The sequence below is a fragment of the Alcaligenes sp. MMA genome (genome assembly GCF_020907215.1).
GTDB classification, from domain to species: domain Bacteria; phylum Pseudomonadota; class Gammaproteobacteria; order Burkholderiales; family Burkholderiaceae_B; genus Alcaligenes; species Alcaligenes aquatilis.
In genome coordinates this window covers 1,546,510-1,567,495 of record NZ_JAJJPP010000001.1, presented here as the reverse complement: position 1 = coordinate 1,567,495, position 20,986 = coordinate 1,546,510, and the positions used below count along the sequence as shown (strand labels likewise).

The following is a 20,986-nucleotide window of genomic DNA, read 5'->3' as shown; positions in this document are numbered from 1 at the left end:
ACTGCTCTGAATTTATGCCGCCAATTCTAGACTTTCTCTGTCTGCTGCAAGCCAGCTTTGAGAGGGAGTGTGGAATGAGTGCGTCTTTTTTTACGGTTCTGGCAGGAGGGATTTCTATGGGACTGTTTATTTATTTGTTCTATGCCTTGATAAAGGCCGAAAAATTTTAACTTCAGGCCGACAAGTGTTCATTGTTTGGAACAGGTGTGCATATGAGTGATTTTCTATTTCTAGCGGTGCTGTTCGCGTTCTTTGCGATGGCGACCGGATTTATTCTTGGTCTTGAGAAACTGTAAGAGGTGCTGTCATGCTGGACGATCTGATGCAGTTTCTAGTTATTTTGGCCGTCTCAACGGTCTTGTTAGTGGTGGTGGGTAAATGGATTGCACATTTTTTCAGCAGCCCGAATCACAGTTTGATGGAGCGCGGTACGTATCGGCTGTTGGGTGTGAATCCTGAAGAGAAAATGTCCTGGAAGCGATATGGCCTGGCGCTTTTATTGAGCAACGCCGCCATGTTGCTTCTGGGATATGTTCTTTTGCGGGTGCAGGGCTGGATTCCCGGAGACAGCCTGCAGCGTGCCGCACAAACGCCAGACTTGGCCTTTAACACGGCCGTGTCCTTTACGACCAATACCAATTGGCAGGCGTATTCGGGCGAATCCAGTCTGTCCAATTTTTCCCAAATGGCGGCCATCACCTTTTTGATGATGATCAGTGCCACCACGGGTCTGGCGGCGGCAGGTGGTTTCATCCGTGGCTTAAGTCGTAAAAGCTCGGCTGATATTGGTAATTACTGGGTGGACTTTACCCGTTCTTTGTATCGCCTGCTCTTGCCGTGCAGCTTCTTGCTGGCCTTGTTTTATATCTGGCAAGGTATGCCGCAAACACTGAGTTCTGAGGTCGTGGTCAACACGCTGGAAGGACTCAAGCAGCAGATTGTTTTGGGACCCGTGGCCAGTCTTGAAAGCATCAAGCATGTGGGAACCAATGGGGGCGGCTTCTTTGGCATGAACGCGGCGCACCCTTTTGAGAACCCCACGCCGCTGACCAATACCGTGCATATGCTTAGCATGTTGCTGGTGCCTTCGGCCCTGACCTATGCCTTTGGCTCCATGCTGGCTCGTCGTCGGCAGGGCTGGGCCTTTTTTGCAGCCTTTCTGGTGATGTTCATCGGCTTTTTGTCCCTGATCTACAGCGCCGAGCAAGCAGGCAATCCTTTGTTGACGCCTTTGGGAGTCGATCAGACCCAAAGCAGTACGCTGGGCGGGGGCAATCTGGAGGGTAAAGAACTGCGTTTCGGTGTGGCGCAAAGCAGTCTGTTTGCGACGGTGACCACCGCAGCTACTACTGGCTCGGTCGATGCCATGCATGCGTCGCTGACCCCTTTGGGTGGCTTGGTGCCGATTGCTCAAATGATGCTGAACAATGTGTTTGGCGGGATCGGGGTGGGCTTTATCAGCCTGGTCAGCTACGCCATTCTGACCGTGTTTCTGGTGGGCATGATGATAGGACGCAGCCCGGAGTTTTTGGGCAAGAAGATCGAGGCCCGGGAGATGAAGTACGTGATGCTGGCCATGCTGGCGCACGCCTTCAGCATTCTGGGGTTTACGGCCTTGGCCAGCGTACTGCCGTCCACCATGGACAGCCTCTCGAACATGGGGCCGCATGGTTTCAGCGAGGTTCTGTACGCCTACACCTCGGGTACAGCCAATAACGGTTCGGCCTTTGCCGGTTTCAATGCGAACACGCCTTTCTTCAACACCACGATCGGGCTGGCCATGCTGGTCGGGCGTTATCTGACTTTATTGCCGTTGTTGGCTCTGGCCGGTGTGCTGGCGGCCAAAAAAGCCGTTCCTGCTGGTCCAGGAACCTTGTCGACGGCCACCCCTTTGTTTACTGGACTGTTGATTTTCGTGGTCCTGGTGGTGGGCGGTCTGACTTTTCTGCCTGCTCTGGCGCTGGGCCCGATTGTGGAGCACCTGTTGATGCTCGATGGCATTACTTTTTGAGGATTGACTGTCATGTCTACCCATCAATTTATGGTTTCAACCCCAGTGGCACCGACGGTGAAAAGCCTGCTGCGTCCCGTGTTGCTGTCGGCTGTGTTCTTTATGCTTCTGACCGGCATTGCCTATCCCTTGGCAACGACCGTCATCGGGACGGCTTTGTTCCCGGAGCAGGCAAATGGCAGCTTGATTGAGCGTGATGGCCAAGTCGTGGGTTCACGCCAGATTGGCCAATATTTCAGTCAGCCAGAGTATTTTCATGGCCGCCCCAGTGTGACCCTGGGTGTGGACCCTTCAGATCCATCCAATAGTATCTCGCAGCCCTATAACGCCGCCGCTAGCGGGGGCAGCAATCAAGGGGCATTAAGCAAGAATTTGCTCAATGCCGTGGCAGAGCGAAGCAAGGCTTATCGTCTGATGAATGGTTTGGCAGAGGATGCTCCCGTACCTGTCGATGCCGTGACAGCGTCGGCATCGGGTCTGGATCCGCATATCTCGGTGGCTAATGCCCGTTTGCAGGCTGCGCGTATTGCCAGGGTGCGCGGCATGTCGCTGGAACAGGTGCTGGCCTTGATTGATCGCTATACCCATGCTCGTCAATTGGGTGTACTGGGTGAACCACGTGTGCAGGTCCTGGAGCTAAATCTTGCGCTGGATATGGCCAAGAGCGTCCAGCCCGTCGTGCGTTAGGAGCAGGTGTCAATATGTCTATTACTGATTTAAAAGCCTCGCAAGAGGCGGAGCACGCAACGGTGTTTCAGGCTGTGCCCTGGGGCACCGTGTGCAAGGAAGCCTTCAAGAAACTGTCCCCTCGGGTGCAGTTCAAGAACCCGGTAATGTGTGTGGTGTATCTGGGTAGCATCCTGACCAGCCTGCTGGGTGTGCAGGCTTTGATGGGGCAGGGCGAGGCCCCCGCTGGTTTTATCTGGTCCATTGCTGCCTGGTTGTGGTTTACGGTTTTGTTTGCCAATGCGGCCGAAGCGGTGGCAGAAGGGCGTGGCAAGGCGCAGGCTGATGCGCTGCGATCTACGCGCAAGCGGGTCATGGCCAAAGTGTTGAAAGAGCCCAAGCGAGATAGTCGTTCCTGGCCTGTCCCCAGCGATGAGCTGGTGCCCGGTGCCTATGTGCTGGTGGAAGCTGGGCAGATTATTCCGGCCGATGGTGAAGTGCTGCAGGGGGCAGCCTCGGTAGACGAGTCCGCTATTACTGGGGAGTCAGCGCCGGTTATCCGGGAGTCGGGGGGCGACTTTTGCTCGGTCACGGGCGGGACGCGTGTTCTGTCGGACTGGATTGTGATGCAGGTCACCGCCAAACCCGGCGAAGCCTTTCTGGATCGCATGATTGCAATGGTGGAAGGGGCCAAACGTGGCAAGACGCCAAACGAGATTGCCTTGAATATCTTGCTGGTCGCCTTGACGCTGATCTTTCTCTTGGTGTGCGTCACCTTGTTGCCTTTCTCCAGTTTTGCCACCGCGCTGACCGGCCAAGGTTCGCCCGTCACGATTACGGCCCTGATCGCCTTGCTGGTGTGCCTGATTCCGACCACGATTGGCGCCTTGTTGTCGGCAGTGGGCGTGGCCGGAATGAGCCGCATGATGAAGGCCAATGTACTGGCCAGCTCGGGCCGTGCGATCGAGGCGGCCGGGGATGTGGATGTCTTGTTGCTGGACAAGACAGGCACCATCACGCTGGGCAATCGAGAAGCTTCGGCATTTCTGCCCGCGCCGCAGGTATCGGAGCACGCCTTGGCGGATGCGGCTCAATTGGCCTCGCTGGCCGACGAGACTCCCGAAGGGCGCTCTATTGTGGTGCTGGCCAAGCAGCTTTTCAATTTACGTGGCCGTCAATTGCAGGGCGCGCAGACCATTGCCTTCAGTGCCCATACCCGCATGAGCGGGATTGATATTGAGGGTCGCCAGATCCGTAAAGGGGCGGCCAATACCATGCGCGCGCACATTGAGTCCCAGGGCGGGGTGTTCCCTCGTGAACTGGATACCTTGGTCAATGAGGTGGCACGGCGCGGCAGCACACCGCTGGTCGTTGCCGAGGGCAATAAGGCGCTGGGTGTGGTGGAGCTCAAGGACATTGTCAAAGGCGGTATCAAGGAGCGTTTTGCCGAGCTGCGCGCCATGGGCATCAAGACCGTCATGATTACGGGGGATAACAAGCTGACCGCCGCAGCAATCGCGGCTGAGGCCGGGGTGGATGATTATCTGGCCGAAGCCACGCCCGAGGACAAGCTGCAATTGATTCGACGCTATCAGGATGAAGGTCGCCTGGTGGCCATGACTGGCGACGGGACGAATGATGCGCCTGCTCTGGCGCAGGCAGATGTGGCCGTGGCCATGAATAGCGGTACCCAGGCGGCCAAAGAGGCCGGCAATATGGTAGATCTGGACAGCAACCCCACCAAGCTCTTGCGTGTGGTGGAAGTAGGCAAGCAGATGATCATGACGCGTGGTGCCCTGACCACCTTCAGTATTGCCAATGACCTGGCCAAGTACTTTGCGATTATTCCTGCGGCTTTTGTGGTCACCTATCCGGCTCTGGGCGCCTTGAATGTGATGCAACTGCACAGCCCAGCCACAGCGATTCTGTCTGCGGTCATTTTCAATGCTCTGATCATCATCGCCTTGATTCCTTTGGCCTTGCGCGGCGTGAAATATCGGGCGGAGCCCGCAAGCAGACTGCTGCGGCGTAACTTGCTGATCTACGGTTTGGGCGGGCTGATTGCGCCTTTTATAGGTATCAAACTGATTGATATGCTGCTGACCCCGTTTTTCGGATAAGAGCGTAAGATCAATAGCTATTTTCTGGATGGAGTGCACAGATTCATGTCACCTGAGGATAGGCCGGACCCGGATACGCTGTTGCAGGTCATTGGCGAGGATCCGCATCAGCCTCGCCGTGGGCAGCTCAAGATTTTCTTTGGCGCTTGTGCGGGCGTAGGGAAAACCTACGCCATGCTCAAGGAGGCGCATCAACGCCAGTCCGAAGGGGTGTCCGTGGCCATCGGGATTGTAGAGACGCATGGTCGCCAGGAAACCCAGGCCTTGATCGACGGTTTGCCCGTACTGGCACGCAAGGCGTATCAGCGTCAGGGGCGGGTAGTGACGGAGTTTGATCTGGATGCCGCCTTGGCGTCGGGCTATCAGTTGCTGCTGGTCGATGAGCTGGCGCACTCCAATCTTGAGGGTAGCCGTCATGCCAAACGCTGGCAGGATGTGGAGGAACTGCTCGATGCCGGTATTGATGTATATACCGCGCTGAATGTGCAGCATCTGGACAGTCTCAATGAGGTGGTGGGCGGCATTGTCGGGGTACGGGTTCGGGAGACGGTGCCGGACCGTATTTTTGATCGAGCGGCGGATGTCCTGCTGGTGGATTTGCCTCCAGACGATTTGTTGTCTCGTCTGAATGCGGGCAAGGTATATCTGGCCGACTCGGTCGCCCACGCGCGCCAGAATTTTTTTCGTCGCGGCAATCTGATCGCTTTGCGTGAGTTGGCGTTGCGTCGTGTGGCGGATCGGGTCAATGCCGATGTGCATGTCTACCGAATCTCCCATGCGATACGAACAGTCTGGCCCACCCGTGAGCTGTTAATGGTTTGCGTCAGCGCCGATAGTGCTCAGGAAGCCCTGATTCGGGAGGGGGCGCGCTTGGCGCAGCAATTGCAAACCCCCTGGATTGTGCTGCATGTGGATACGCCGCAGGAAAGCGGGCAGATCAAGGCGCAGGAGGCGTTGGTGCGTTTGGCCGCCAGTGCTCAGCATGCAGGGGCCGAGTTTGCCAATATTGCCGGGCAGGATGTGGCGCATACGATTCTGGCCTATGCCCGTCAGCGCAATGTCACCAAGCTGATTCTGGGGAACTCTTCAGCGCGCTCTGCCTGGCCCTGGCGCACCAGCCTGTCCGAGCGCCTGGCCCGCAGTAATCCTGAAATTGGTTTGCTGCTCCTGCGCATGGATACGGTTCAGCGACCAATCCGGCCTTTGGAGCTGGAGCGGCCCATGGCGCAGGGCAAGGCCTTGTCCATCGCCTCCATTATTTGCGTGGCGACCACCTTGTTGGCCGAGCAGCTTTTGTCCTTTTTTGATCTCTCCAATGTCATCATGCTGTTCCTGATTACAGTGGTCTTTATCGCTTTGCATTTGGGACGGCTGGCGGGGGCATGGGCGTCATTGCTGTCAGTGGCGTTTTTTGATTTTTTCTTTGTCGCGCCGCGCTACTCCTTCTCGGTCACCGATACCCAATACGTGTTTACCTTTGGCGTCATGTTGGTCGTGACGCTGATTATTGGCCAGTTGGCTGCCAAACTGCAGGCCGAGGCCCGGGCTGCGCGTGATGGTGAACGTCGTGCGGCGGCGTTAACGCGTGTTAGTCGGGATTTGGCGGGGGCCTTGGCCCTGGAGCAGGTCCTGGCGGTCTGCCGCGATACGCTGGAGCCTTTGTTTGAGATGCAACTGGTGCTGGTGGTGCCGGATCAACAGAACCAACTGGTGGCAACCCGCCACACCGGCTTTGTCGAGCTGTCGGTAGCGCAATGGGTGTTTGATCATATGGAAGCTGCCGGTAATGGTACGGAGACCCTGAACGGCGCCAGTGCCTTGTACCTGCCTTTGAAAGGCCCGATGGCCCCACGGGGTGTCCTGGTGGTGCAGTCTGGGGCTGCTGCCTCTTTAAGCACTCCTGACGGACGGCGCTTGCTGGATGCTTGTTGCTTTACGTTGGCTCAGGCTCTGGAGCGGATTCATTACGTGGAAATTGCCCAGGATACCGTGCTGCGCATGGAGGGGGAGAAAATGCGTAATACCTTATTGTCTGCCGTTTCACACGACTTACGTACGCCCTTGACCGTGATCCGGGGCTTGGCTGAAACCTTGGAGCAGCCCAAGGGCTTGAGTGAGGCGGAGCGCACGGATATTGCCCATTCCATCCGTATTGAGTCTGACGAACTGCGTCGCCAGGTATCTAACTTGCTGGATTTGGCCCGTATGCAAAGTGAAGGAGTGAAACTGCATAAAGAGTGGCATGCCTTGGGCGAGATTGTGGGGATCGCCGTTGCCCGCTGTGCAGCCGCCTTGCAGCCCCGCAAAATTGTGACCGAGTTCGCCACGGATCTGCCCTTGGTCGAGGTGGACGGTGTGTTGCTGGAGCGAGTGGTGACGAATCTGTTGGATAATGCGGCCAAATATACCCCCGCTACCAGCACAATCTCGCTACGCGGCCTGTGTTCTGGCCAATCCATGTATTTATTGATCAGTGACGATGGACCCGGCCTGCCGCCAGGCGATCCCGAGCGTTTGTTTGAGACGTTTACGCGGGGGTACAAGGAGTCTTCTGTGGCAGGGGTAGGCTTGGGTTTGGGGCTATGCCGAACAATTATTGCCGCGCATGGTGGTACGATCAGCGCCAAGCCGCGTCAGCCTCATGGGGTGATCTTCGAAATCCGCCTGCCTTGGAAAGCGGCTCCTCAGATGGATGGTGACGAACTACTGACATGAACAAAACCCAGATATTGATTGTGGAGGACGAATCCAATATTCGTCGTTTTGTACGGATCGCCTTGGAACAGGAAGGTATGTTCGTGGTTGAGGCCAGCACCTTGGCGCAAGCGCGCATGGATGCGGCAACCCGTCGCCCGGATTTGATGATTGTGGATTTGGGTTTGCCCGATGGCGACGGCAAGGACTTGATTCACGATCTGCGCACCTGGGTCTACTCGCCCATTCTGGTCTTGTCCGCGCGCGACAGGGAGGAGGAGAAAGTGGCTGCGCTGAATGCGGGGGCGGACGATTATCTGGTCAAGCCTTTTGGGGTGCCGGAGTTGCTGGCCAGGATTCGGGCCTTGCTGCGGCGTTCTCAATTAGTCCCGAACGCACAGACAGCCTCATCGTTGGTTCGCTTCGGTGGTGTCCGTGTGGATCTGGCCTCCCACGAGGTGTTCCGCGACGGGGAGGCGGTACATTTAACGCCGATTGAGTTTCGCTTGTTGACGGCTTTGATTCGAGGTCATGGCAAGGTGTTGACGCACCAGCATTTGTTGCATGAAACATGGGGTGCGGCTTACTGTGATCGGCCCCATTATTTGCGGGTGTACATGATGCAGTTGCGTCAAAAGCTGGAAGAGGATGCGGCACAGCCCAAGTATCTGTTGACGGAATTGCAGGTTGGTTACCGATTGGCGGGTTTGGAGGTTGAAGAATAGGGGCGGGCGCGCTGCGCTGAGCATCAGGGGCACAGCGCAGCACAGGGTCATGGTCTGGCTGTAGTCGCTTGTAGTTGGTATCGTCGCAGCACTCAACAGAGCCGTCGTCTCGCGTCGTTTACATGAAGCAGGCTAGGTCCTGCCCGATTGAAATGATCTTCAAGCGCTTTTTTCAATGATGGCCTGGATGCAGGTGTGCGACGTTGTTGCGTAAAAAAGGGATGCCGTAGCATCCCCTTTTGTCATCAATGAGCAATCTGCTCCGAGTGGCAGCGTTTAGGCTTCCAAACGACCCAGAATCAGGAACTCCATCAATGCTTTTTGTACATGTAAGCGGTTTTCGGCTTCGTCCCAGACCACGCTTTGTGGGCCGTCGATGACTTCGCCTGTGACTTCCTCACCACGGTGGGCGGGCAGGCAGTGCATGAAGATGGCGTCAGCAGCAGCCACATCCATCATTTCCTGGTCCACACACCAGTCGGCAAATGCTTTGCGACGCTCTTCGTTCTCGGCTTCGTAACCCATGCTGGTCCACACATCGGTGGTGACCAAGTGTGCGCCCTTGCAGGCTTCCAGCGGGTCGTCAAATTCGCGCAGGATGCTGGAGTCCGGGTTGCCAGTACGATCTGACTCCAGGTGGTAACCATTAGGAGCGGATACATGCAGGGTAAAGCCCAGGATTTCCGCCGCTTGCAGCCAGGTGTAAGCCATATTGTTGGCATCCCCAATCCAGGCCACGGTCTTGCCCTTGATATCGCCACGATGTTCGATAAAGGTGAAGATGTCGGCCAGAATCTGGCAAGGGTGAAATTCGTTGGTCAGGCCATTGATGACCGGCACACGCGAGTGGGAGGCAAAGCGCTCCAGACGGGTTTGTTCGAAGGTGCGGATCATGACGATATCGACCATGCGCGAAACTACGCGGGCGGTATCTTCAATAGGTTCGGAGCGACCCAGTTGCGAGTCGGTGGTGGTCAGGTGAATGACCGAACCGCCCAACTGATACATACCGGCTTCAAAGGAAACACGGGTACGGGTGCTGGCTTTTTCAAAAACCATCGCCAGGGTGCGGTCGTGCAATGTGTGGTGCGGCTGATAGCGTTTGAACTTGTCTTTGATCAGGCGTGCGCGTTCCAGCACATATAAAATTTCGTCGTGAGAAAAGTCGCGAAATTGCAGAAAGTGCCGAAGCGGTCCTGCGTGCACGATGGCATCCATAAAAAAATCCTGCGGATAAAGAAAGCCATCTTAACCTGTCCAGCTATTTAGAGCAAAGCCGGCCTGTGCACGACAAGGGGAAATAGCTTGGTTTTAAGATAAAAAGAAAGGGTAAGGTAATGATTAGCAATAAATTGTCAAGTGGCTAATTTATTGAATCCCGGGCTTTGCTTGGCCGCGATCGGATACAATGCGGAGCGAGAAAGGAAAAGGTGCAGCCTACCTGAACTGCACGATGAGTGATCAATTGTTATGACAGAGCCAGTGAAGCAACTTGTAATCCATGGTGTGACCCGGCAGGATCAGCGCTTTCGTCCCAGTGACTGGGCAGAACGCTTGGCCGGTGTAATGTCTCAGTTCCGTCCGGCTGGGGCGATGGGAGGGCATCTGACGTATTCGCCCTATGTGGTGCCGCGATTGATTGACGGCGTGCGCTGTGTGGTGGTCGATGCGCGTTTGCGGGAGCTGGAGCCTTTGGCCTGGAAATTTGTCTGTGGCTTTGCGGAAGATAATAATTTAAAAACCAGCGGCATTGATCCCACCAATATGGGCCCTGTCGATTCCTGATTAAGGCAGCACATCCAACTAGTCGCCACCGTTAAAACGGTAGGCGATTTATTTTTTATACCGCAAGCAGAGTCAGTACTTTGCCGGTTTTTTGATACTGCAATATATTGTCCAGTGCCAGCGAGAGCATGGCTTGACGCGTCTCGTGTGTCGCACTGGCTGTGTGCGGTGCTAGAACGACCTGCTTGAGGTCACGCAAAGCTTGGGGGACCTGGGGTTCGTTTTCGAACACATCCAGCCCGGCAGCGCCTAGTCGTCCTTCTTGCAGGGCGGCAATCAGTGCGCTTTCATCAACCACACTGCCGCGGGCGATATTGACCAGAATCCCTTTGGGTCCCAAAGCATTCAGCACGTCTATATTGATCAGCCCGCGTGTCTCGTCGCCACCGACGGCTGCAATCACCATGAAGTCGGCCCAATGGGCCAACTCGATCAGGGAAGGTTCATAGTGCCAGGGGACGTCGCGGCGTGGACGGCGGTTGTGATAGCGCAGCTCCATATCAAAGCCGCTGGCACGGCGGGCAATGGTCTGGCCGATGCGACCCAGGCCCACAATCCCCAGTTTCTTGCCGCTGACCCGAGTGCCCAGCCCAAAACCATTGGGGCTGTCCCACAGGCCGGCACGTACGTAGCGGTCGGACTCCGTCACCCGGCGGGCGGCATCCAGCATCAAGGCCCAGGCCATATCCGCCACGCAGTCGTTCAGAACATCGGGGGTGGTGCTGACCTGGATGCCACGCTGTTGGGCGGCGTGCACGTCGATGCAGTCGTAGCCTACTCCCACACTGCAAATCGCTTTTAAAGCGGGCAGGCGGTCTATCAAGGAGGCGGGGGTGGGGGTGACGGCGCTGGTCAGGAGTACCTGTACGCGTTCGATCTGTTCGGCACAGAGCTGGTTCAGGTCCGGGAGGACAATGCGCTCGAAATAACGATCAATGTCGTCAAAAGAAGGGTGCTGGGCCAAAGATGCCAGTTGCAGCACGATGGGACGTGTCATGGGGACTCGCTGATGAACAAGCAAATCCATAACTTAGCATGATTGGCCTGCATGTTCAGGCAATGGTTTTGTGGCTAATAAAAAAGGGGTGCTAAGCACCCCCTTTCTAACTGGTTTTTAGGCCAGAGCCGATTAAACCATTAAAAATCTTCAGCAATCAGGCCAGGGCCTTGATAGCAGCAGACAGGCGGCTCTTGTGGCGGGCAGCCTTGTTCTTGTGAATGATGTTCTTGTCGGCAACGCGATCAATGATGCTGGTCGCTTTGCGGAAAACTTCGTTAGCAGCAGTTTTGTCGCCGGCGTCAATGGCCTGACGAACGCGCTTGATAGCGGTACGCAGCATGGAACGGATGCTGGCGTTGTGTTTGTTGCGAGCCACTGCTTGGCGGGCGCGCTTGCGTGCTTGTGCGGTATTAGCCATTTTTAGTAAAGCCTAAGTTTTAAAGTTTAATCGGCAAAGACAATTATTCTAAGACACTAAGCCCGCTTTGTAAAGTAAGAGGGCCGAATGCCTACGATAAACAACATGCCGAAATAAGAAATGCCGCTGGCAAGCAACACGCCGCCCAGATACAGCACACGCAGCAAGGGCGTGGCTCCCAGGCTGATCCAGTCGATATAGCGGTCAGCCAGCACAAGGACGGCAGCAAGGGCAGCCAGGGCGGGAATAATCTTCAGGAAAAAACGTAACCAGTCATGATTGGGCTGGTAAATCCCGCGTTTGCGCAGCATGACCAGCAAGGTCAGCGCATTGACGGTGGCGCCCAGGCCAATCGACAAGGCCAGTCCAGCATGGGCAAAGGTAGGCACCAGTACCAGGTTAAAGAGCTGGGTAATGATCAGAACAGCAATGGCAATGCGCACCGGTGTGCGAATATCCTGGCGGGCATAAAAACCGGGGGCCAGAATCTTGATGGCCAGCAGGCCGACCAGACCCACTGAGTACGCACCCACGGCCAGCTTGGTCTGGGCAACGTCAGCGGCGGCAAACGCACCGTAATGAAACAGAGTGGCGACCAGGCCGTCGGACAGCATGGCCATGCCCAGCGCGGCTGGCAGGCCCAGCAGCAGAACCAGACGCAGGCCCCAGTCCAGCAAACCGCTGTAGTTCTGGTCATCTTTACTGGCATGGGCAGCCGATAGCTTGGGCAGCAAGACCGTGCCCAGCGCTACACCGAGCAGGGCGGTGGGAAACTCCATCAGGCGATCGGCAAATGATAGCCAGGTTACGCTGCCTGACTGCAGCCAGGTGGCAATATTGGTATTGATGAGCAGGGAAATCTGCGCCACGGACACCCCCAAAATGGCGGGCAGCATTTGTTTAAGAATGCGTTGCACGATGGGGTCGCGGCGCGCTTGACCCAGTCGTAGCGAGAATCGTGGCAACAGGCCCAGACGAGCCAGTGCGGCCCATTGCACCAGTAATTGGGCCAGACCACCTATCATCACCCCAACAGCCAGCGCATAAATCGGCGTGTCCATGTACTGCACCAGAAACAGGCTGGCGCCAATCATGGACAGATTCAGCAGGATAGGGGTGAAGGCCGGCACCGCAAAGCGGCTCCAGGTATTGAGTACGGCAGACGCAAACGCCACCAGCGACATGCAGATGATGTAAGGGAACATCATCCGCGTCATGGTGATGGCGGCGCCAAATTCGGTTTGTCGTTCGGGGGCGGTCAAGCCGCTGGCCATGGCGCTGACCACCCAAGGGGCGGCCAGGATGCCGATGACCGTGACCAGCATGACGGCAAAGGTCAGCAGCAGGGCGACACGGTCCAGCAATTGCTGCACCTTGTCTTGTCCATGCTCTTTGCGCACCTGTCCCAGGATGGGTACAAAGGCTTGCGAAAACGCCCCTTCAGCAAACAGACGTCGCAGCAGGTTGGGAATGCGAAATGCGACCCAGAAAGCGTCGGTAAGCGGACCCGCCCCAAAGGCGCGGGCAATCAAAATATCGCGTGCCAGTCCGGTGATACGAGACAGCAGCGTCAGGCCACTAATCGTGGCCGCCGAGCGAAACAAACCCATTGGAGCCGATACAGAAAGTTATTTTGGTGCCATACGAATGGCGCCATCCAGACGGATGGTTTCACCATTGAGCATTTCGTTATTGATAATGCTCTGCACCAGTTGGGAGAAATCTTCAGGGCGGCCCAGACGCGAGGGGAAGGGAATGCTGGCTGCCAGCGAGTCCTGAACTTCCTGAGGCATGGCAAACATCATGGGGGTGCCGAAGATGCCGGGAGCAATCGTCATGACACGAATGCCGGTTTGGGCCAGGTCGCGGGCCAGGGGCAGGGTCAAGCCGACCACGCCCGCCTTGGAGGCGCCGTAAGCCGCTTGGCCGATTTGGCCGTCATAGGCGGCGACCGAAGCCGTATTGATCAGCACACCACGTTCGCCCGATGCTTCAGGCGTGTTGTTGCTCATGGCAGCGGCGGCCAGACGACACATATTGAAGGTGCCGACCAGGTTGATCATGACGGTTTTTTGAAATAGGTCCAGCGTGTGTGGGCCGTTGCGTCCCACGGTGCGCGAGGCAGGCGCCACACCGGCACAGTTGATCAATCCGAACAGAGGGCGGGCGCTGTCCTGGCACGCCAGATCCACGACGGCCTGGGCATCGTGCTCGGAAGTCACATCGCAGCGCTGATAGTGTTGGCCCAGCTCTTTGGCCAAAGCCTGGCCGGCCTCGTCCTGAATGTCGGCAATCACCACGCGGGCGCCGTTTTGAACCAGCATACGTACGGTGCCTGCGCCCAGACCCGATGCGCCGCCGGTGACAATAAAAGTCTTGTTATTGATTTGCATGAGCTTGTCTCCCTTGAATAATAAACAACCGGCCCTTTTGGGGCCGGCTGAATTTTGATTTGCTTAGCTTGCCAGGGCGTCCACAATGCGCTGGCGGATTTCATCGACGCTGCCCACGCCGGAAATCTTGCGATAGGCCGGAGCTTGCGGGTCGCCGGTGGCTGACCATTGCGAGTAGTAATCGACCAGAGGGCGGGTCTGCTCGCGATAGACAGACAAGCGGTGGCGGACGGTTTCCTCGCGGTCATCGTCGCGCTGGAGCAAGGGTTCGCCTGTTACGTCGTCCACACCGGGGGTTTGGGGTGGGTTGAACGTGACGTGGTAGCTACGACCGCTGGCTGCGTGGATACGGCGGCCGCTCATGCGTTCGATAATGCTTTCTTCCGGTACGTCGATTTCGATCACGAAGTCCAGTTTGACCTGAGCATCCTTCAAGGCGTCGGCCTGGGGAATCGTGCGCGGGAAACCGTCGAACAGGTAGCCGGGCTCACAGTCTGCTTCTTTCAGACGGTCGCGAACCAGACCGATGATGATGTCATCGGAGACCAGGCCACCGGCGTCCATGATTTTTTTGGCTTCTACACCCAACGGGGACTGGGCTTTGACAGCGGCACGCAACATATCGCCCGTGGAAATTTGTGGAATACCAAATTTCTCGGTGATGAAAGCAGCCTGAGTGCCTTTGCCGGCACCAGGGGGCCCGAGCAGTATAAGTCGCATGAATTCCTCCAGGAAATGCGTCGATCCGATTCTCGCTTCAGTATGATGCGTTGCAGCATAATGAGCGCATTTTTTATTCGGATGGAGCAGAAAAAAGATCTTTTATAACCGATTTGCGAAGTGAGCGCGTACTCTTTCCAGGTCTTGTTCGGTGTCTACCCCCGCTGCAGGAATCTCCTGGAGGCGGTGAACCATAATCTGGAAGCCGTTTTCCATGGCTCGCAACTGCTCCAGAGACTCAAAGTGTTCCAGCGGCCCACGCGGTAGCTGGGCGTACTGCTGCAGGAAGCGATTTCGGTACGCATAAAGGCCAATATGGTGCAATGCGGGAAGTCCGTCGGCCAGTACCCGCTCTCCCTGGGCCAGTGCGTCGCGGGCCCAGGGCATGGGCGCACGCGAAAAGTACAGGGCGCGGCCTTGCAGGTCGCAGACCACTTTCACAGCATTGGGATTGAACAAGGTCTCGACGCTCTTGATGGGCGCGGCCAGCGTGGCGATATCGGCCTGCTCGCTGCGAGCCAGCAGTTCGGCGGCGGCATGGATGTGTTCGGGCTGAATCAGGGGTTCGTCGCCCTGCACATTGACCACGATCTCGTCCTCGGACAGCTCCAGCAGACGGGCGGCCTGTGCCAGACGGTCGGTGCCGGTCGGATGTTCGGCATCGGTCAGCAAGGCCCTGAAACCGTGCGACTGCACGGCTTCGAGCACGCGGGTCGAGTCCGTCGCCACCCAAACCTGACGCGCTCCACTGAGTGCCGCTTGCTGGGCGCAGCGCACGATCATGGGTTGGCCAGCGATGTCGGCCAGCGGCTTGTTGGGTAGACGAGTGGAACCCAGGCGTGCGGGGATGATGACGGAAAAAGTCATATCAGTTGCTGGCGGGGTCCTGCGCGTTCAGTTGGCGCGCTTCGTTGACCAGCATGGTGGGGATGCCGTCCACAATAGGGAAGGCCAGTTTGTCGGCCTTGCAGACCAGTTCTTCTTGTTCGCGGTCGTGGCGCAGAGGGCCCTTGCACAGGGGGCAGACCAGTACGTCGAGTAGGCGAGTTTCCATTATTGAACTCCGGGTAAAGAGGGGGAGGTTAAGCGCCGCTTGCGCAACAGGCCATCCAGTTCAGCAATCCAGTCCGGACGTGAAAACATGGGCTGGACATCCACAACCCACAGACGTGGGTCGTTAAGGTGCTGGCATTTTACGGCGTCTTTACGGGTAATGAGTACCAACCCATCATGCAGGGCCTGAAAGTCCTGGGCTTGCAAGGCAGCATGGTCGGGCAGGGGGAAAGTCTGGTTCAGATGCAGACCACAAGTGCGCAGCATCGAAAAAAAACGGTCGGGCTGGCCAATGGCGGCCAGAGCTTGCAGTTCTTGTTGACCGTATTCCTGCTGCCAGTCTGACCAGTTCAGGCGGCGGCCCGAGCTCAAGTGCTCCACCTGATGCGGGCGCAGGTTCATGGTCAGGGTGCGGCCAGGCTCGGCGGGTTGAGGGGTGGGCGGAGCCATTTGATCGGCCACCACTTGACTGATCAGCCAGTCCACGCTGCGCAGGCGTTCGGGGCCTTCACGCAATGGGCCGGCTGGCAGCAGCAAGCCGTTGCCCACGCCACGGGCATCTTGAACTACCACTTCCATATCGCGTTGCAGGGCCAGGTGTTGAAGGCCGTCATCTGAAATAATCAGGTCGATTGCTGGAAAGTTAGTGAGCAAAGCCTGGGCAGCCAGCGCACGGCGGGGGTGGACGGCAATGGGGGCCTGGGTTTGGGCGGCAATGAGTGCGGGTTCGTCGCCAAACTGTTCAGCAGCTAACTGACCTTGACCTACGCGAGGGCTGGGGCCGATTTTTACGCCATACCCACGGCTGATAATGCCGGGAGTCCATCCCAACGCGCGCAATTGCTCGGTCAGCGCCAGGACGATGGGGGTCTTGCCTGCGCCACCCACAATAATATTTCCCACCACAATGACCGGCACCGGGCTGCGGTAGGACGCGCTGGGATCTTGCTCGTAGCGTCGTTGTTTGCGCTGTACGAAAAGCGCAGCCAGCGTTGAAAGAGGGCGCATCAAGAGACTGAACCAGCCTTTTTTCTGCCACTGTTGGTGAAGCCAATCAGTCAGGCGGACACGCACACTCATGGGGCCTGGGTCGCAAAGTGAACGCGGTGGATGCCTACCTGACGGGCGGCCTCCATAGCCTGAACGACGGCAAAGTGAGGGGCCTGGGCATCGGCCAGAATCAGCAGGCTGCTGTTCTCGTCGGTTTTCTCAGTCGACAAGGCTTGACTAAGGGGGGAGGCGCTACTGGCGTCCAGCCACATGCCGTTCAAGGCATAGCGCCCATCCTGGCTGATGGCCAATAACAGTTCAGCCGCTTGGGCAGCTTGGGCCTGAGCCTGAGGCAAGGACACATCCAGCTGGCGATAGCGCACGAAGGTGCTACTGGCAGCCAGAAAAATCAGCACGACCAGCAAGACATCAATCAAGGGCACTAGGTTCAGTTCCAGCGTGTCTGGGTCTTGGGCTCGGCGAAAGCGCATCAGGCAGCCCTCTGAGCCAGCAGACGATCCAGGGCACCGGCTTCTGTTTCCAGGCAGTGCAGCAGATAGTCGGCACGGCTGCGAAAGTAACGGTGAAAGATCATGGCCGGGACGGCAATCAGAATCCCCAGGGCGGTGTTGTAAAGGGCAACGGAAATGCCACGAGCAATCAGGCTGGGGTCACCCCCAGCGGGGTCGTAGGCGGCAAAAATGTCGATCATGCCAATGACTGTACCGAACAGGCCCAGCAAGGGGGCGATCACGGCAATGGTGCCCAGTGCCGGAATATATTTGTTCAATTGGTAGCTGATGTCTTTGCCTTCTGCTTCCACAGCAGCCTCACGCAAGGCGGGGGACAGGTGGCGGTTCTTCAGTACAGTGGCTAACACTCGACCCAAGGGGGAGTTGTCGTACAGGCGAGGCAGCGAGTCATCCTGAACACGGTTCTGGTTTGTCAGTTCGCTGATCTGGCGTGCCAGTCCAGCCGGTAAGATCCGTTTACTGCGCAGGGCCAGAAGGCGCTCCAGGATCAAACCCAGGGCAAGAATGGAGCAGGCCAGCAGAAACCAGACAGGCCAGCCAGCGGCATGGATCAAAGTAAGCACGAGTCGATTATCCGGTCAGGAAATAAATCAGCACTTATTGTAGAGCCCCTGTCTGCATTGCGGGAATGTTCCGGCGCTGGCGCGGTACACTTTAACGTCTTTTCCACGCAAAATGACGCCAAACCCCTGATGTATTTGAAGTAATAAGTGTAGTGCTAAAACTATCCACAAAAACTGTGGATAATTCTGTGCATAAAACATCCCATAGTGGCTCGGGTGGTGGTTTAGAGGTTCTCTGGCTAATTTTCGACCATTTTTGTGTTTTATTAAATATCGTGTAATTTCAATTGCTTAATGAATTTATGTGATGTGAACTATCAGGTGTTGGGCGGAAACCATTGTCTTGGCGTCTATTTGACAAAAGCATGACAGTTGTGGATACGGAGCGGTGGAAAACTAGCTCGTGGCGAGTCAAAAACAAAGAATATGATGCATTATCAAGAATCTAGAGCACCCGCAGTATGGACCGTGGCGCAGTTGAACCGCCGTGTCAGCCAATTGCTGGACGAGCACATGCCGGTAGTTTGGGTCAGCGGCGAAGTATCCAACTTTACCCAGGCCGCTTCCGGGCATTGGTACTTTTCCATCAAGGACGACAAGGCGGCGGTGCGTGCCGTGATGTTCCGGGGGCGCGCCCAAACCGTGGGCTTTGTGCCGCGTGCAGGCGAGCGCTTCGAGTTTCGCTGCTCGGTGACCTTGTACGAGGCGCGTGGGGATTTTCAAGTTCAGGTTGAGGGCATGCGCCGCGCGGGCCTGGGGGATTTGCATGAAGCATTTTTGCGACTGAAAAGTCAGTTGCAAAGCGAAGGACTGTTCGAGCCGGAACGCAAACGCCCCATTGCCACCTTGCCGCGTAGCATAGGCATCATCACCTCCTTGGCTGCTGCGGCCTTGCGAGATGTGCTGACGGCGATGGAGCGTCGCGCTCCGCATGTGCGCATTATTGTTTACCCCGCCCCGGTCCAGGGTGCTGAAGCGCCACCGCGATTGCGACAAGCGCTGGAAACCGCGATTGAGCGAGCCGAGGTTGATACGCTCTTGCTGGTACGCGGGGGCGGCAGCCTGGAAGATCTCTGGGCGTTTAACGATGAGGGGCTGGCGCGCCTGATCGCTTCCAGTCCTATTCCTATTATTAGTGGGGTGGGGCATGAGACGGATTTCACCATTGCCGATTTCGTGGCCGACTTGCGTGCACCTACACCCACGGCAGCAGCCGAACTGGCTTGCCTGGGACGTGATCAATTGCTGGAGCAGGTCTTTGCACGTATAGGGGCTTTGAGTCACGGCGTGCAGCGCCATGTGGACCGGGCCTCTTTGCGTCTGGATCGAGCGGTGGCCAAACTGGTTTCCCCACATCAACGCCTGGCCCAGCAGCAGCAAGGCCTGGATCATCTGACCCAAAGACTGCAACGCGTGGCCCGCAGCGTGCCCGATGCTGCCGCTTTGCGCTTGGCCGCATTGCAGGCACGTTTGGAGCGCAACATTCCGCAGCTGACGTCAAGACAGCAAAATCTGAATATGCTTTTCCAGCGGCTGGAAAAAGGTCTGGACCATGCGCTGGTTTTGCGCCGTCAACGCCTGGCTGCGGCTCAGCAAACACTGCAAGCCCTGTCCCCGCGCCTTATCATCAATCGTGGATATGCCATAGTCAGGGATAGCGAGGGGAAAGTTGTAAAAAATGCGTTAGACTTAAAGATTGGTGAACGACTCGATGTCGAGTTGAGTCGCGGTCATGTGACGGTGGATGTGGTGCGCACGCACGATCTGCTTTAGGCTGCGTCGTCCTTGTTGGATACCAAACCCGGTTTTTTTTTAGAAGGAATTGAAATGGCATTCACTCTTCCAGCTCTTCCATACGAACTCAACGCCCTTGAGCCACACATCTCCAAAGAGACTTTGGAGTTTCACTACGGTAAGCACCATCAGGCTTACGTCACCAACCTGAACAACCTGGTTGCTGGCACCGAATTTGAAAATGCTTCCCTGGAAGATGTGGTCAAGAAATCCTCCGGTGGCGTGTTCAATAACGCTGCTCAGGTTTGGAACCACACTTTCTACTGGAACAGCCTGTCCCCTAACGGTGGCGGCGCTCCTACCGGCAAACTGGCCGATGCCATCAATGCCAAATGGGGCAGCTTTGATGCCTTCAAAGAAGCCTTCACCAAGTCTGCTGTTGGCAACTTTGGTTCGGGCTGGACCTGGTTGGTCAAAAAGGCCGACGGTTCCCTGGATATCGTCAACACCAGCAACGCTGGCACGACCCTGACTTCCGATGACGTTGCCCTGATCACCTGTGATGTGTGGGAACACGCCTACTACATCGACTACCGCAATGCCCGTCCCAAGTACCTGGAAATTTTCTGGAACCTGGTGAACTGGGATTTTGCCGCCAAAAACCTGGGTTAATCGCTCAGGTCGTGGGTAGCGCTCATTGGAGTGCTGCCCGGCAAGAAAAAACCGCCATGCGCATGCTGGCGGTTTTTTTTATGGCTTCAATGAAAACAAGGCATAGGGCAGAGGCCGCCATACCTTGTTGTCGAAAGCGTTACATCTGGGATTGCTGGTAATTTTCCAGACCCACTTTCTCGATCAGACCTAATTGTTTGTCCAACCAGTAGGTATGGTCTTCTTCCGTATCGCGCAACTGGGCCAGAATAATGTCGCGGGTGACAAAGTCGCTGGCGGATTCGGCCAGTTCAATGCCCTTTTGCAAAGCAGCGCGAACCTCATATTCCAGCTCCAGGTCCTTGCGCAACATGCCGACTACGTCTTTGCCGGGCTCAAACGCATTGGGGCGCATGTCGGGAATACCGTCGAGCATCAGGATGCGACGGATCAGGGCGTCAGCGTGCTGGGTTTCTTCTTCCATTTCGTGGTTCATGCGCTCGTAAAGCTGCGTGAAACCCAGATGCTCATAAAAGCGGGAATGAATAAAGTACTGGTCACGCGCTGCGAGTTCGCCGCGCAGCAATTGATTCAGATAGTCGAGGACTTCGGGATTACCTTGCATGATGATGAGCCTGTAGAGAATGCCAACGGTGAAAGTATGCCATGGGGCTACGCGTCATGGGGTTTACACTGGGACGATGAGAGGGGGGCGAGGTTGAGGTTCGAGAGAGCTGCCGGATAGTTGGACGGCAAACGGTGGATTTCGTCTATCCGTATTTTCTTTCGAGCTGGCTGTTGGGGGTCTGAGAAATTGACCGCGCAGCGGACGGCCTCCGTAACGATAAAAATCCTGCCAGCTCTCAAGCGCTACTATCAAAACAGTAGATTTCGAGCGCTCTCTATAGCGCTCTCGCGTGATTTTATTCA

General features: G+C 56.6%; 21 protein-coding genes. 9 read left to right on the top strand and 12 right to left on the bottom strand.

The annotated features are described in order from the left end of the window. The first annotated feature begins 14 nt into the window (after window positions 1–14). From kdpF to LNA76_RS07100, 6 genes are all read left to right on the top strand, one after another. Window positions 15–170, top strand: a complete 156-nt coding sequence (gene kdpF / locus LNA76_RS18045) for a K(+)-transporting ATPase subunit F (protein WP_094196362.1) — start codon at window positions 15–17, stop codon at window positions 168–170. Between the two features lie 137 nt (window positions 171–307). Continuing rightward, entirely contained in the window at window positions 308–2,011 is a 1,704-nt protein-coding gene (kdpA, locus tag LNA76_RS07120) for a potassium-transporting ATPase subunit KdpA (protein ID WP_205649029.1), read from the top strand. Between the two features lie 12 nt (window positions 2,012–2,023). Further along, window positions 2,024–2,698, top strand: a complete 675-nt coding sequence (gene kdpC, locus LNA76_RS07115; protein WP_094196363.1) for a potassium-transporting ATPase subunit KdpC — start codon at window positions 2,024–2,026, stop codon at window positions 2,696–2,698. A 14-nt stretch (window positions 2,699–2,712) separates the two neighbouring features. Continuing rightward, window positions 2,713–4,797, top strand: coding sequence for a potassium-transporting ATPase subunit KdpB (gene kdpB, locus LNA76_RS07110; RefSeq protein WP_230018611.1), 2,085 nt, complete (start codon window positions 2,713–2,715; stop codon window positions 4,795–4,797). Between the two features lie 45 nt (window positions 4,798–4,842). Then, a complete protein-coding gene (locus LNA76_RS07105; protein WP_230018610.1) occupies window positions 4,843–7,512 on the top strand; it encodes a sensor histidine kinase in 2,670 nt (889 codons plus the stop codon). Then, entirely contained in the window at window positions 7,509–8,216 is a 708-nt protein-coding gene (locus LNA76_RS07100; protein ID WP_230018609.1) for a response regulator, read from the top strand. The genes LNA76_RS07105 and LNA76_RS07100 overlap by 4 nt, the downstream gene beginning before the upstream one ends. Before the next feature lie 276 nt (window positions 8,217–8,492). Here the strand turns inward: LNA76_RS07100 and argF are convergent, their stop codons facing one another. Then, the gene (gene argF / locus LNA76_RS07095) at window positions 8,493–9,434 is read right to left on the bottom strand and encodes an ornithine carbamoyltransferase (RefSeq protein ID WP_094196366.1); all 942 of its coding nucleotides are present in this window, start codon (window positions 9,432–9,434) and stop codon (window positions 8,493–8,495) included. 252 nt (window positions 9,435–9,686) lie between these two features. On the opposite strand from argF, the gene LNA76_RS07090 reads away from it, so the two are divergent. Then, window positions 9,687–10,001: a DUF3579 domain-containing protein gene (locus LNA76_RS07090; protein WP_094196367.1), complete on the top strand. Its 315-nt coding sequence runs from the start codon at window positions 9,687–9,689 to the stop codon at window positions 9,999–10,001. Window positions 10,002–10,056: 55 nt separating this feature from the next. Here LNA76_RS07090 and LNA76_RS07085 read toward each other — a convergent pair whose 3' ends face one another. The 10 genes from LNA76_RS07085 to LNA76_RS07040 form a co-directional block, all read right to left on the bottom strand. Beyond that, window positions 10,057–10,998, bottom strand: a complete 942-nt coding sequence (locus tag LNA76_RS07085; RefSeq protein WP_230018608.1) for a 2-hydroxyacid dehydrogenase — start codon at window positions 10,996–10,998, stop codon at window positions 10,057–10,059. Window positions 10,999–11,155: 157 nt separating this feature from the next. Beyond that, complete coding sequence (gene rpsT / locus LNA76_RS07080) at window positions 11,156–11,419, bottom strand: 30S ribosomal protein S20 (RefSeq protein WP_094196369.1); 264 nt, start codon at window positions 11,417–11,419, stop codon at window positions 11,156–11,158. Window positions 11,420–11,475: 56 nt separating this feature from the next. Further along, window positions 11,476–13,029: a murein biosynthesis integral membrane protein MurJ gene (murJ, locus tag LNA76_RS07075; RefSeq protein WP_094196370.1), complete on the bottom strand. Its 1,554-nt coding sequence runs from the start codon at window positions 13,027–13,029 to the stop codon at window positions 11,476–11,478. A gap of 18 nt (window positions 13,030–13,047) precedes the next feature. Beyond that, a complete protein-coding gene (locus tag LNA76_RS07070) occupies window positions 13,048–13,812 on the bottom strand; it encodes a 3-hydroxyacyl-CoA dehydrogenase (RefSeq protein ID WP_108727303.1) in 765 nt (254 codons plus the stop codon). A gap of 63 nt (window positions 13,813–13,875) precedes the next feature. Beyond that, on the bottom strand, window positions 13,876–14,532 hold the full coding sequence (adk, locus tag LNA76_RS07065; RefSeq protein ID WP_094196372.1) for an adenylate kinase: 657 nt from the start codon (window positions 14,530–14,532) through the stop codon (window positions 13,876–13,878). A 102-nt stretch (window positions 14,533–14,634) separates the two neighbouring features. Next, entirely contained in the window at window positions 14,635–15,399 is a 765-nt protein-coding gene (gene kdsB, locus LNA76_RS07060) for a 3-deoxy-manno-octulosonate cytidylyltransferase (RefSeq protein ID WP_094196373.1), read from the bottom strand. A 1-nt stretch (window position 15,400) separates the two neighbouring features. Next, a complete protein-coding gene (locus tag LNA76_RS07055) occupies window positions 15,401–15,586 on the bottom strand; it encodes a Trm112 family protein (RefSeq protein ID WP_094196374.1) in 186 nt (61 codons plus the stop codon). Further along, window positions 15,586–16,665 (bottom strand): tetraacyldisaccharide 4'-kinase, encoded by a 1,080-nt coding sequence (gene lpxK / locus LNA76_RS07050; protein WP_230018607.1) that lies wholly within the window; start codon window positions 16,663–16,665, stop codon window positions 15,586–15,588. Before lpxK ends, LNA76_RS07055 begins: the two co-directional genes overlap by 1 nt. Then, entirely contained in the window at window positions 16,662–17,066 is a 405-nt protein-coding gene (locus tag LNA76_RS07045) for an ExbD/TolR family protein (protein ID WP_094196376.1), read from the bottom strand. The genes lpxK and LNA76_RS07045 overlap by 4 nt, the downstream gene beginning before the upstream one ends. Then, complete coding sequence (locus LNA76_RS07040; protein ID WP_230018606.1) at window positions 17,066–17,671, bottom strand: MotA/TolQ/ExbB proton channel family protein; 606 nt, start codon at window positions 17,669–17,671, stop codon at window positions 17,066–17,068. The genes LNA76_RS07045 and LNA76_RS07040 overlap by 1 nt, the downstream gene beginning before the upstream one ends. A gap of 426 nt (window positions 17,672–18,097) precedes the next feature. Between LNA76_RS07040 and xseA the strand changes: the two genes are divergently transcribed. Then, window positions 18,098–19,444 carry an exodeoxyribonuclease VII large subunit gene (xseA, locus tag LNA76_RS07035; RefSeq protein WP_230018605.1) on the top strand — a complete coding sequence of 449 codons (1,347 nt, stop codon included), beginning with the start codon at window positions 18,098–18,100 and terminating at the stop codon, window positions 19,442–19,444. 54 nt (window positions 19,445–19,498) lie between these two features. Beyond that, a complete protein-coding gene (sodB, locus tag LNA76_RS07030) occupies window positions 19,499–20,077 on the top strand; it encodes a superoxide dismutase [Fe] (RefSeq protein WP_094196379.1) in 579 nt (192 codons plus the stop codon). Between the two features lie 139 nt (window positions 20,078–20,216). On the opposite strand, the gene bfr is transcribed toward sodB, so the two are convergent. Continuing rightward, entirely contained in the window at window positions 20,217–20,681 is a 465-nt protein-coding gene (bfr, locus tag LNA76_RS07025) for a bacterioferritin (protein WP_230018604.1), read from the bottom strand. Between the last annotated feature and the right edge of the window lie 305 nt (window positions 20,682–20,986).

Bases quoted from the DNA above. Each gene is read 5' to 3' on its own strand.
- LNA76_RS07105 (WP_230018610.1), top strand. From the start codon at position 4,843: ATGTCACCTGAGGATAGGCCGGACCCGGATACGCTGTTGCAGGTCATT.
- kdpB (WP_230018611.1), top strand. From the start codon at position 2,713: ATGTCTATTACTGATTTAAAAGCCTCGCAAGAGGCGGAGCACGCAACG.
- LNA76_RS07085 (WP_230018608.1), bottom strand. From the start codon at position 10,998: ATGACACGTCCCATCGTGCTGCAACTGGCATCTTTGGCCCAGCACCCT.
- LNA76_RS07055 (WP_094196374.1), bottom strand. From the start codon at position 15,586: ATGGAAACTCGCCTACTCGACGTACTGGTCTGCCCCCTGTGCAAGGGC.
- LNA76_RS07100 (WP_230018609.1), top strand. From the start codon at position 7,509: ATGAACAAAACCCAGATATTGATTGTGGAGGACGAATCCAATATTCGT.
- murJ (WP_094196370.1), bottom strand. From the start codon at position 13,029: ATGGGTTTGTTTCGCTCGGCGGCCACGATTAGTGGCCTGACGCTGCTG.
- kdpF (WP_094196362.1), top strand. From the start codon at position 15: ATGCCGCCAATTCTAGACTTTCTCTGTCTGCTGCAAGCCAGCTTTGAG.
- LNA76_RS07045 (WP_094196376.1), bottom strand. From the start codon at position 17,066: ATGCGCTTTCGCCGAGCCCAAGACCCAGACACGCTGGAACTGAACCTA.
- LNA76_RS07070 (WP_108727303.1), bottom strand. From the start codon at position 13,812: ATGCAAATCAATAACAAGACTTTTATTGTCACCGGCGGCGCATCGGGT.
- adk (WP_094196372.1), bottom strand. From the start codon at position 14,532: ATGCGACTTATACTGCTCGGGCCCCCTGGTGCCGGCAAAGGCACTCAG.
- rpsT (WP_094196369.1), bottom strand. From the start codon at position 11,419: ATGGCTAATACCGCACAAGCACGCAAGCGCGCCCGCCAAGCAGTGGCT.
- xseA (WP_230018605.1), top strand. From the start codon at position 18,098: ATGATGCATTATCAAGAATCTAGAGCACCCGCAGTATGGACCGTGGCG.
- kdpC (WP_094196363.1), top strand. From the start codon at position 2,024: ATGTCTACCCATCAATTTATGGTTTCAACCCCAGTGGCACCGACGGTG.
- lpxK (WP_230018607.1), bottom strand. From the start codon at position 16,665: ATGAGTGTGCGTGTCCGCCTGACTGATTGGCTTCACCAACAGTGGCAG.
- sodB (WP_094196379.1), top strand. From the start codon at position 19,499: ATGGCATTCACTCTTCCAGCTCTTCCATACGAACTCAACGCCCTTGAG.
- bfr (WP_230018604.1), bottom strand. From the start codon at position 20,681: ATGCAAGGTAATCCCGAAGTCCTCGACTATCTGAATCAATTGCTGCGC.
- kdpA (WP_205649029.1), top strand. From the start codon at position 308: ATGCTGGACGATCTGATGCAGTTTCTAGTTATTTTGGCCGTCTCAACG.
- kdsB (WP_094196373.1), bottom strand. From the start codon at position 15,399: ATGACTTTTTCCGTCATCATCCCCGCACGCCTGGGTTCCACTCGTCTA.
- argF (WP_094196366.1), bottom strand. From the start codon at position 9,434: ATGGATGCCATCGTGCACGCAGGACCGCTTCGGCACTTTCTGCAATTT.
- LNA76_RS07090 (WP_094196367.1), top strand. From the start codon at position 9,687: ATGACAGAGCCAGTGAAGCAACTTGTAATCCATGGTGTGACCCGGCAG.